Source organism: Collinsella sp. LCP19S3_B7 (assembly GCF_052121795.1).
GTDB lineage: Bacteria > Actinomycetota > Coriobacteriia > Coriobacteriales > Coriobacteriaceae > Collinsella.
In genome coordinates this window covers 1-11,208 of the sequence record NZ_JBQKDO010000012.1, presented here as the reverse complement: position 1 = coordinate 11,208, position 11,208 = coordinate 1, and the positions used below count along the sequence as shown (strand labels likewise).

7 protein-coding genes are annotated in these 11,208 nt (G+C 62.3%); 6 read left to right on the top strand and 1 reads right to left on the bottom strand.

Features of this window, described 5'->3' with window-relative positions:
- Positions 1–9: 9 nt before the first annotated feature.
- Positions 10–387 carry a RidA family protein gene (locus tag ACTQW0_RS06260; protein ID WP_441564439.1) on the top strand — a complete coding sequence of 126 codons (378 nt, stop codon included), beginning with the start codon at positions 10–12 and terminating at the stop codon, positions 385–387.
- Between the two features lie 244 nt (positions 388–631).
- Here the strand turns inward: ACTQW0_RS06260 and ACTQW0_RS06255 are convergent, their stop codons facing one another.
- A complete protein-coding gene (locus ACTQW0_RS06255; protein WP_441042043.1) occupies positions 632–1,288 on the bottom strand; it encodes a helix-turn-helix transcriptional regulator in 657 nt (218 codons plus the stop codon).
- 351 nt (positions 1,289–1,639) lie between these two features.
- On the opposite strand from ACTQW0_RS06255, the gene ACTQW0_RS06250 reads away from it, so the two are divergent.
- From ACTQW0_RS06250 to xdh, 5 genes are all read left to right on the top strand, one after another.
- The gene (locus ACTQW0_RS06250; protein ID WP_441567384.1) at positions 1,640–3,034 is read left to right on the top strand and encodes a uracil-xanthine permease family protein; all 1,395 of its coding nucleotides are present in this window, start codon (positions 1,640–1,642) and stop codon (positions 3,032–3,034) included.
- Between the two features lie 196 nt (positions 3,035–3,230).
- Positions 3,231–4,586: a putative aminohydrolase SsnA gene (gene ssnA, locus ACTQW0_RS06245; protein WP_441567382.1), complete on the top strand. Its 1,356-nt coding sequence runs from the start codon at positions 3,231–3,233 to the stop codon at positions 4,584–4,586.
- A gap of 148 nt (positions 4,587–4,734) precedes the next feature.
- The gene (gene ygfK / locus ACTQW0_RS06240; RefSeq protein WP_441033069.1) at positions 4,735–7,734 is read left to right on the top strand and encodes a putative selenate reductase subunit YgfK; all 3,000 of its coding nucleotides are present in this window, start codon (positions 4,735–4,737) and stop codon (positions 7,732–7,734) included.
- 11 nt (positions 7,735–7,745) lie between these two features.
- A complete protein-coding gene (locus ACTQW0_RS06235) occupies positions 7,746–8,225 on the top strand; it encodes a 4Fe-4S binding protein (RefSeq protein ID WP_035137469.1) in 480 nt (159 codons plus the stop codon).
- 12 nt (positions 8,226–8,237) lie between these two features.
- Positions 8,238–11,015, top strand: a complete 2,778-nt coding sequence (gene xdh / locus ACTQW0_RS06230) for a selenium-dependent xanthine dehydrogenase (RefSeq protein WP_441033065.1) — start codon at positions 8,238–8,240, stop codon at positions 11,013–11,015.
- The last annotated feature ends 193 nt before the right edge of the window (positions 11,016–11,208 follow it).

Below are 11,208 nucleotides of genomic sequence, written 5' to 3'. Positions count from 1 at the left end.
GAGAAAAACATGAGCAAGACCGTCGTGTCTTCCGATAACGCGCCCGCAGCCATCGGCCCGTATTCTCCCGGTATCCAGACCGGCAACATGGTGTTCCTGTCCGGCCAGCTGGGCATCGATCCCGAGACCGGTAAGCTGCCCGAGGGCATCGAGGCCCAGGCCAAGCAGTCCCTCGCCAACGTCGAAGCCCTGCTGACCGCTGCCGGCGCTACGTTTGCCGATGTCGTCAAGACCACGGTCTACCTGGCTAACATCGCCGACTTTGCCGCCGTGAACGAGATCTATGCCTCCAAGTTTGAGGCCCCGTTCCCCGCGCGCAGCGCTTTCCAGGTTGCCGCTCTTCCGGCTGGCGGTCTGGTCGAGATCGAGGTCGTCGCCGCTCTCTAAGGCGTTGGCAACAACTAAACATGACATGCAAAAAGACCCTGCAGCGCGTGTGAGCTGCAGGGTCTTTTGTCAGGTGACGGATCGCTTGCGGAGCCACCAAGGGCAGTCTTTTTGGGACGGGGCCATTTTAGCTACCCCTATATGCAGGATTGATTTTACTTGCGGCTCATCGAAATCGTGGGCAGAGGGAGGGTAGCTAAAATAGCCCCGTCCCAAAAAGACTGCCCGCGCTCCATTTTGCTCGTTAGCCCTCCTTGCGAACTTTTTGCAGGTAGCGGTAGACGCTGGGCTCCGAGATGCCCAGCGAGGTGGCAGCGCAGGCAACAGCGCCCTTGAGCATAAATACGCCGTTGCCGTTAAGGTGGCGAATAACGTCCACGCGATCGGCCTGCCCAAGCGAGGCGACATCCTGGCCGCGGCTTTCGAGCAATTCGGAAATGCTGTGGTCGATGAGCTCCTGTGTAGACTCCGAAAGAATTTCGACCTCGATAGACGCGGGCTCCGCCTGCCTTGGCGCAGCGTCGAAGCAGGCCATGAGCTGCTGAGCCATGGCGTTGATGGAGCGCACCGTGGAAAGATCGGTGTTGACGCAGAGCATGCCGACGATCTCGTTATCCTCGCGAATAAAGTACGTTGCGGATTCCAACGTCTTGCCACCGGCACCACGCCCCTCGTAGCCCGTAATAAACGGCAGGTCGCGATACTTGGGATCGTGCATGATCTTGAGTGCCAGATCGGTGGCGGGACCGCCGACCTTGCGGCCGCTCACGATGCCGTTGCGGATATCGACGATGGCGTGGTCGGGATCCGAGAAATCGTGCAGCACGATTTCGCTGTTTTTGCCGAGTATCTGCTCCAGGAAATCGACCATCGGCAAAAAGCGACGTACAGTCTCGTTCACGGGCAACTCCTTTGGATGAAATCGGAAGTTTCATAACAATTTTTTCTCATGGTAACACGGTGTCTATTGACTCGTATATTCGCAGGTACCTTGCGTAATACAGACGAACGGTAGGATTTTGGCGGTAAGCGGTCGACCAAAAGAAAAGTTAGATGTTATTTTGACCAGACACTTTCCTGACCTGCGGAAATGCGTTGTCTCAGCTGAAAAATAGTCTGATAACAAAAAATTATTATTGAGAATGAGAAAATTCTTTAATACGATATTCACCGAAGGCACAACCTCAACCCCGCACTGCGTCACAATAGAGCGCTAGATGCGAAAACAACTACTTCGAGGATTGGTGGTCAAATGGCCCAGGAGACGGTTACGAACGGCACTGAAGCCCTGTTCACTCGCGAAGGCATGCCGCCCGTTAAGGAAATGATTCCGTGTGCCCTTCAGCACGTGCTGGCATCGTTTGCCGGCATCATTACCCCGGCGGTCATCATGGCCGGCGTTTACGGCTTTAACAGCCAGCAGAGCACCGACATCATTCAGGTGGCGCTCATTCTTTCGGCAATCGACACGGCCCTTCAGGCCTTCGCTCCCTTCCGCCGCATCGGCGGCGGCCTGCCCATCGTCATGGGCGTCTCGTTCGCGTTCCTGCCGGCCCTGCAGGCCATGGGTGCCTCGGGCTTTAGCTTTGGTGCGCTGCTGGGCGGCGAGATTGTCGGCGGTGCCGTCGCGGTCCTCTTTGGTCTGGCCTACAGCAAGATTAAGTGGCTGTTCCCGCCCGTCGTGACCGGTACGGTCATCTTCTCCATCGGCGTCTCCCTGTATCCCACGGCCGTCAAGTATATGGCCGGCGGTATGGGCACGCCGCTGTGGGGCACCCCGCAGGCCTGGTGCGTCGCTCTTATCACCTTCGCCGTGGTCTTCGCGCTCGCCAACTTTGGCAAGGGTACGTTCAAGCTGGGATCTGTGTTCTTTGGCATGATCGTTGGCATGATCGTCTCCATCCCCTTTGGCATGATCGACTTCTCCAGCGTCGCCACCGCTCAGGTCTTCGCCCTTCCCAAGCTCATGCCCTACGCACTCGAGTTTGATCCCGAGGTCTGCATTACCCTCGCCGTCGTGTTCCCCATGGTTGCCATCCAGGTTATCGGCGATGTCTCCGCCGCCTGCCTGGGCTCCATCGACCGTATGCCCACCGAGCGCGAGCTCTCCGGCGCCATCGTGTCTCAGGGCCTCACTTCTATGGCCGGCGGCCTGCTGGGCGGTCTTCCCACCAGCGCCCTTGGCCAGAACGTGGGCATCATCTGCTCCAATAAGGTCGTCAACAAGTGGGTCTTTGTGATCATCGCGTCCGTCTTTGCCATCGCCGGCCTGTTCCCGCAGCTTTCTGCCGTGCTCTCCGCCATCCCGCAGCCTGTCATCGGCGGCGCGACCGTCGGCGTCTTTGGCACCATCACCATGAACGGCGTGCGCATGTTCACCCGCGAGGGCCTTACGCAGCGCACTACCACCATCGTCGGTACCTCCGTCGTCTTTGGCCTGGGTATCTGGATGGCCAGCGGTTGCCTTGCCGGCGAGGGCATGCCCACCTGGGTGTCCACCGTCATCGGCTCCAATGCCGTAACCCCCACCGCCATCATGGCCATCGTGCTCAACCTGATCCTTCCGCAGACGCCGGTCGTGGCTCAGCACATCGATGCCGCCAAGGACGCTGTCGTGGATCTGGTCTTGCCCGAGAGCAAGAAGTAACCAATTCGGTGCTATTCGTCGGCGGACACATCGCCTCGTCCGCCGACGTCATGCGGCGCCAAGCCGCACTTCAAAGGGCTTGTCCCTTTGGTGAAGCGTTGACGGGAGAGGGCCCGTTTCCGGTGTAGGCCGGCGCTTCGCACTTCCGCCATGTCAGAGGTGTCAAACCCCGCCTCTGATGTTGAAGGGAGCATTTATGCTTCTGGTCGCTAACGGTTCCGTCTTTACCCGCAACGCTCAGACTCCGTTCATTCCCAACGGTGCGGTCGCCATTGACGGAGATACGATCGTCGAAGTGGGCCCCGAGCGCGAGCTCAAGGCCAAGTACCCGGATGCCGAGTTCGTCGACGCCCAGGGCAACCTCATCATGCCCGGACTTATCAACTGCCACACCCACATCTACTCGGGTCTGGCCCGCGGCCTTGCCATTAAGGGCTGCAACCCCACCAACTTCCTGGAGAATCTTGAGCAGCAGTGGTGGAAGATCGACGACAACCTGACGCTCGACGGCACCAAGGCCAGCGCCTATGCCACGATTCTTGACTCCATCCGCGATGGCGTCACCACGATCTTCGATCACCATGCGAGCTTCTGCGAGATCCCGGGCAGCCTCTTTACCATTAAGGATGCAGCTCAGGAGCTGGGCATGCGTTCGTGCCTGTGCTACGAGGTCTCCGATCGCCGCGGCCAGGAAAAATGCGACCAGGCCATTGCCGAGAACGCCGAATTTGCCCAGTGGGCCGCCAAGGAGCGTCGCGATAACGACAACCACATGATCGCCGCCATGTTTGGCGGCCATGCCACCTTTACACTGTCGGACGAGACCATGGACAAGATGGCCGAGGCCAACAACGGCCTGACCGGCTTCCACATCCACGTGTGTGAGGGCATGAACGACGTGTGGGATTCCCGCCTCAACCGCGGCGGCATCAGTCCCGTCGAGCGCCTGCTGCAGCACAACCTGCTTGGTCCCGACACCATGCTGGGCCACTGCATCCACGTGACGCCTGCCGAGATGGATATCGTCAAGGAGTCCGGCACCTGGCTGGTCAACAACCCCGAATCCAATATGGGTAACGCCGTGGGCTGTGCCCCCGTGCTCGAGTTCTTCCGCCGCGGCATCCCCGTGTGCATGGGTACCGACGCCTACACCCACGATATGCTCGAGAGCCTTAAGGTCTTCCTGATCATTCAGCGCCACAACGCCGCCATGCCCAACGTGGGCTGGTGCGAGGCCATGACGATGCTGTTCGAGAACAACGCCAAGATGGCGAGCAAGTACTTCGATCGCAAGCTCGGCGTGCTCGAGGCCGGCGCCGCTGCCGATGTCATCGTTATGGACTACAAGCCTTTTACGCCGCTGAGCGAGGAGAACATCGACGGCCACATGCTCTTTGGCATGATGGGCAAAAACTGCCGCACCACCATCATCAACGGCCGTGTCCTGTACAAGGATCGCGAGTTCGTTGGCATTGATGAGGACAAGATCAACGCGTGGACCATGGCCGAGTCCAAGAAGCTCTGGAGCACGCTCAACGATCGCGTGTACTAATTACAAGTAGATTCACGCGCGCCGGATGTTTCGCCGCATCCGACGCGCGCATAGGCGGCCTCCGCGGGGTCGCCGGCGCTGTGCTAGCGCTACACCGTATTTGCGCCCGTCGCGCGGTCTCGCCGGGCGTTACAGAGAGGAGCTCACTATGAGCGACATCATGAGGCCGATCCCGTTTTCGCAGCTGATGAACTGGATCATCGAGGAGCACAAGACCCAGGACGCCATCTTTGGCGTGCGCAAGATGGTCACGACCAACCAGGAGAGCGCACTTCCCATTTTTGACGAGCGCATCGAGACTCCGTTTGGCCCGGCCGCCGGCCCCAACACGCAGCTTGCCCAGAACATCGTGGCATCCTACGTGGCCGGTGCGCGCTTCTTTGAGCTCAAGACCGTTCAGGTTATGGACGGCGAGGAGCTCTCCAAGTGTGTGAACAAGCCCTGCATCGTGGCACAGGACGAGTGCTACAACTGCGAGTGGTCGACCGAGCTCGAGGTTCCGCAGGCATTTGCCGAGTACGTGAAGGCATGGTTTGCCTGCCACCTGATCGCTCGCGAGTACGGTCTGGGCAGCCCGGACGGCTTCGTCTTCAACATGTCCGTGGGTTATGACTTGGAGGGCATCAAGAGCCCCAAGGTCGATGCGTACATTGAGGGCATGAAGGACGCCAGCGGCTCCGAGGTTTGGAACGAGTGTCGCACGTGGGCGCTCGCTAACCTGGACAAGTTTGAGCATGTCGACGCCGCATTTGTCGAGTCCATCCCGGCGCGCGTCTCAAACTCCATCACCGAGTCCACCCTGCATGGCTGCCCGCCCGCCGAGATCGAGCGCATCGCGACCTATCTGATCACCGAGAAGGGCCTCAACACCTACATCAAGTGCAACCCCACGCTGCTGGGCTATGAGTTTGCCCGCCAGCGTCTGAACGAGCTGGGCTTTGACTACATCGTTTTCGACGATACGCACTTCCGCGAGGACCTGCAGTGGGCCGACGCCGTGCCCATGTTTGAGCGCCTGATTGCCCTGTGCGCCGAGCGCGGTCTTGAGTTTGGCGTCAAGCTCACCAATACCTTCCCCGTCGACGTGACGAGGAACGAGCTGCCCTCCACCGAGATGTACATGTCGGGCCGTTCGCTGTTCTCGCTGACCATCGAGGCCGCCCGTCGCATTACCGAGCAGTTCGATGGCAAGTTGCGTATCAGCTACTCCGGCGGTGCCACGGTCTACAACATCCGCGCCCTGTACGATGCCGGTATTTGGCCCGTCACCCTGGCGACCGACGTGCTCAAGCCCGGTGGCTACGAGCGCTTTAGCCAGATGGCTGGCGAGTTTACCGATCTGGACGGCAAGCCGTTCGCGGGCGTCTCGCTCGAGGCCGTGACCGCGATCCAGACCGACTCGCTCACCAACCCGCTCTACAAGAAGCCGCTGCGCCCGCTGCCTGACCGCAAGGTCGCCGGCAAGAGCCCGCTTTCCGACTGCTTTACCACGCCGTGCCGCACGAGCTGCCCCATCCAGCAGGATATTCCCGCCTATCTGGCGGCAGTGGATGAGGGCCGCTACGAGGACGCGCTCAACATCATCATCGAGCGCAACGCCCTGCCGTTCATTACCGGCACCATCTGCCCGCATCCCTGCGGCCGCGCCTGCGAGCGTGCGTTCTACGAGCCCGAGGGCGCCCAGATTCGCGCCAGCAAGCTCAAGGCCGCCCGCGAGGCCATGACCGCCGTGCTGCCCAAGCTGCGCGCCCAGGCTATCGCCAACGACGGCGAGCGCAACGTTGCCGTTATCGGTGGCGGCCCGGCCGGCCTGGCGACGGCGTTCTTCCTGACGCGTGCCGGCGTGCCCGTCACCATCTTTGAGGCCCGTGATTCTCTCGGCGGCGTGGTCCGTCACGTGATTCCCGAGTTCCGCATTGCGAGCGACGATATCTCGCACGACGCCGAGCTCTGCCTGGCCTTTGGCGCCAAGGTGCAGCTCAACGCTCGCGTGGAGTCCATCGACGAGCTCAAGGCCCAGGGCTTTACCGACGTGGTCGTGGCCACCGGTGCCTGGATGCCCGGCTCTGTGGGCTTGGGCGAGGATGCCGAGCTCGACGTGCTGGAGTTCCTCGAGGCCGCCAAGAAGGGCGATAAACTCGAGCTGGGCGAGGACGTCGTGGTCATTGGCGCCGGCAACACCGCCATGGACGCGGCGCGTGTGGCCAAGCGCCTGGCTGGTGTGAAGAACGTGCGCCTGGTGTATCGCCGCACCAAGAAGCAGATGCCCGCCGACGAGGAAGAGCTCGATCTTGCTCTTGCCGACGGCGTTGAGTTCTGCGAGCTGCTGGCTCCCAAGGCGCTCAACGGCACCGTACTGACCTGCGATGTTATGGAGCTTGGCGAGCCGGATGCAAGCGGCCGTCGTAGCCCCGTCGCCACGGGTGAGACCGTCGAGCTTCCTGCCACCACGGTGATTTGCGCCGTGGGCGAGGGCATCGATGCCAGCCTGTACGATGCCGCGGGCGTCGAGCACGACCGTCGCGGCCGCCTTGCCGCCACCTCCACCGGCGTCGAGGGCGTCTGGGCTGCGGGCGACTGCCGTCGCGGTCCTGCCACCGTGGTCGAGGCCATCGCCGACGCCGCCGAAGTCGCCCGCGCCATCGCCGGCGTGGACTTTAACAAGTACGCCGGCTGCAACGAGCAGGCAGGCCGCGAGGATACCTGCTACGAGCGCAAGGGGTCGCTGTGCCGCGACAAGCGCAACTGCACCAAGACCCGCTGCCTGGGCTGCGGCTCGGTGTGCGAGGTCTGCTGCGACGTGTGTCCCAACCGCGCCAACGTTGCCATTAAGGTGCCGGGTCTGGCCAAGCATCAGGTCGTCCATGTCGACGGCATGTGCAACGAGTGCGGCAACTGCGCCGTGTTCTGCCCCTACCAGGAGGGTCGTCCCTACAAGGACAAGCTCACCCTGTTCTGGAGCGAGGAGGACATGGAGAACTCCGAGAACGAGGGCTTCCTGGCCGTGGATGAGGATCACTTTAAGGTCCGCGTCGCCGGCACGGTCCGCACCGTCTCGGTCGATGCCGTCAACACCGGTCTGCCCGAGGCCGTCCGCCTGACCATTAGGGCCGTGCGCGACAACTATTCGTACCTTCTTAAGAAATAGGCGAGTCTCTTATGGCCAAATCCATTCAACATAACGTGGCCTACGTTGCCTGCGGAAGCGGTTGCGCCTCCGCAGGCGGCGACGCCCGCTGCAGCGAAGGCTGCATTGGCTGTGGCGCCTGCGTTACGGCCTGCCCCCACGGTGCCATCGCACTGGTCGACGGCGTCGCCCGCGTGGACCGCTCCAAGTGCACGGGCTGTGGCCTGTGCGGCATGGCGTGCCCGCAGCGCGTGATTGCCTTCGTTCCCGGCTACCAGAACATCCTGGTGCGGTGCAACAATACCGATAAGGGTGCCATTGCGCGCAAGATCTGCGACACCAGCTGCATCGGTTGCGGCATGTGTGCCAAAAAGTGCCCTGCCGGCGCAATCCGCATCGAGGACAACTGCGCCCATATCGACGGCGCGGACTGCCTGTCGTGCGGCATGTGCGCGGTTGTGTGCCCGCATGGCGCCATTCACGACCGCACCGGCATCGCCGCCGGCGTGTAGAAGGGAATCACCATGGCACAGGAATTCACTTTTACCGTTAACGGCGTGGAGCGCACGACGACTCAGAACAAGCCGCTGCTGCGTTATCTGCGCGACGACCTGCACATTCACTCCGCCAAGGACGGCTGCTCCGAGGGCGCCTGCGGCACCTGCACCATCCATGTGGACGGCGCGGCTGTGAAGGCTTGCGTGCTGACCACCGCCCTTGCCGCCGGCCGTAACATTGTGACCGTCGAGGGCCTGCCCCAGGACGTGCGCGAGGCCTTTGTGTACGCCTTTGGCGCCGTGGGCGCCGTACAGTGCGGCTTTTGCATCCCCGGCATGGTCATGGCGGGCGCAGCGCTCATCGCCGAGGACCCCGAGCCCACCGAGGAGCAGATCAAGTACGCCATTCGCGGCAACGTCTGCCGTTGCACTGGCTACAAAAAGATTATCGAGGGCATCTCGCTGGCCGCTGCGGTGCTCCGCGGTGAAAAGCAGATCGACGAGGATTTGGAGCGCGGCGACGACTACGGCGTGGGCAAGCGCGCCTTTCGTATCGACGTGCGCAAGAAGGTGCTCGGCGAGGGCAAGTATCCCGACGACATCGACGAGCTCGATCAGCCGGGTCTGACCTACGCCAGCGCCGTGCGCTCCAAGTACCCGCGCGCCCGTGTGCTCTCCATCGATACCTCCAAGGCCGAGGTCCTGCCCGGCGTGGTGGGCATCCTGCGCGCCGAGGACGTGCCGGTCAATCAGGTCGGCCACCTTATCCAGGACTGGGACGTCATGATCGCGGCGGGCGATATCACCCGCTGCGTGGGTGACGCCATTGTGCTGGTGGTCGCCGAGGACGAGGCGACGCTCGAGAAGGCCAAGAAGCTCGTAAAGATCGATTACGAGCCGCTGGAGCCCGTGCGCAACATCGCCGAGGCCAAGGCTGCCGACGCTCCGCGCCTGCATGACAGTTTCTTTGCCTTTGGCAACACGGTGGAGCTCAAGGACAACGTGTGCCAGAGCCGCCATGTGACGCGCGGCGACGCCGCCAAGGCGCTGGCAGAGAGCGCGTTTACCGTGACGCAGCGCTTTACCACGCCCTTTACCGAGCATGCCTTCTTGGAGCCCGAGTGCGCCGTCGCCTTTCCGTACAAGAACGGCGTCAAGGTGCAGTCGACCGACCAGGGCGCCTACGATACGCGCAAAGAGTGCGCCCACATGTTTGGCTGGGATAGCGAGCCCGAGCGCGTGGTCGTCGAGACCATGCTCGTGGGCGGCGGCTTTGGCGGCAAGGAGGACGTTTCGGTCCAGCACCTGGCCGCGCTTGCTGCCTATAAGTTCCAGCGTCCTGTGAAGTGCAAGCTCACGCGCGCCGAGTCGCTTGCGTTCCATCCCAAGCGCCACGCCATGGACGGCACCTTTACGCTGGGCTGCGATGCCGAGGGCAACTTTACCGGCCTGGATTGCGAGATCAACTTTGATACCGGCGCCTACGCGTCGCTGTGCGGTCCGGTGCTCGAGCGTGCCTGCACGCACGCCGTCGGCCCCTACAAGTACCAGAACACCGACATTCGCGGCTTTGGCTACTACACCAACAACCCGCCCGCCGGCGCATACCGCGGCTTTGGCGTTTGCCAGTCCGAGTTTGCGCTCGAGAGCTTGATCGACCTGCTTGCCGAGAAGGTCGGCTTGGATCCGTGGGAGATTCGTTACCGTAATGCCATCGAGCCGGGCGAGGTTTTGCCCAACGGCCAGATCGCCGATTGCTCCACGGCGCTTAAGGAGACGCTGCTCGAGGTCAAAGATGCCTACTATGCGCATCCCGGACACGCCGGTATCGCCTGTGCCATGAAGAATGCCGGCGTGGGCGTGGGCCTGCCCGATGCCGGCCGCTGCAAGATTCGCGTCGAGGATGGCCGCGCCGTCGTTTATGCCGCCACGTCCGACATCGGCCAGGGCTGCAACACCGTCTTTTTGCAGGACGTTGCCGAGGCATGCGGCCTGCCGCTTCGCTGCATTGCCAACGGCGAGTGCTCCACCGAGAACGCCCCGGACTCCGGCACCACGTCCGGCTCGCGTCAGACGGTCGTGACCGGCGAGGCCGTGCGCGGTGCCGCCTTCCTGCTGCGCGATGCTATGCTTGGCATCGAGGCCGGCAAGCCTGCACCCGCCGCTCCGGTGAGCGCACATGGCGACGGCGTCAAGATCGAGTACGACGACGGCCGTGCCTATCAGCTGCGCACACAGGAACTCGTCGCCGGCCAGGGTATGCATCCTCAGGATCCCGCGGCCGCCATCAAGGCGCTCGAGGGATGCGAGTTTAGCTACGTGTACCTGGAGCCGACCGACAAGCTGGGCGCCGACGTGCCCAACCCCAAGAGCCACATCTGCTACGGCTTCGCCACACATGTGGTCATTCTGGATGATGACGGCCGCGTGAGCGAGGTCTATGCCGCGCACGATTCCGGCAAGGTGGTCAACCCCATCTCCATTCAGGGTCAGATCGAAGGCGGCGTGCTCATGGGTATGGGCTATGCGCTTACCGAGGATTGGCCGCTCAAGGACTGCGTACCCCAGGCAAGGTACGGTACGCTCGGGCTGTTCCGTGCGCCCGAGATTCCGGATATCCACGCCATCTACGTGGAGAAGGACGAGCTGTTGCCCGTGGCATATGGCGGCAAGGGCATCGGCGAGATCGCAACGATCCCCACGGCGCCCGCCGTGCAGAACGCCTATCGCGCATTTGACGGCAAGCTGCGTCCCGATCTGCCCATGGTGGATACGCCCTACAGCCGCGCCCGTCACCGCGGCTAGGGTAGGGCGCGGACAGTTATTGCTGACGAGCTGTTCGCGCTCAACGCCAACTGCGTATGCTGCGCCATTGGCCCCGGCTCCATCGTGAACTGCCTCCCATTTCTTGGACATGAGAAATGGGAGGCTTTTTATGCGTGTCGACTTGAGGGTGAAGCACGACATCGTGGCCAGGAAGGCGGCGATCGGGCTCTTC

Coding starts and splice junctions, on each gene's coding strand:
- ACTQW0_RS06235 (WP_035137469.1), top strand. CDS start 7,746: ATGGCCAAATCCATTCAACATAACGTGGCCTACGTTGCCTGCGGAAGC.
- ssnA (WP_441567382.1), top strand. CDS start 3,231: ATGCTTCTGGTCGCTAACGGTTCCGTCTTTACCCGCAACGCTCAGACT.
- ACTQW0_RS06250 (WP_441567384.1), top strand. CDS start 1,640: ATGGCCCAGGAGACGGTTACGAACGGCACTGAAGCCCTGTTCACTCGC.
- ygfK (WP_441033069.1), top strand. CDS start 4,735: ATGAGCGACATCATGAGGCCGATCCCGTTTTCGCAGCTGATGAACTGG.
- xdh (WP_441033065.1), top strand. CDS start 8,238: ATGGCACAGGAATTCACTTTTACCGTTAACGGCGTGGAGCGCACGACG.
- ACTQW0_RS06260 (WP_441564439.1), top strand. CDS start 10: ATGAGCAAGACCGTCGTGTCTTCCGATAACGCGCCCGCAGCCATCGGC.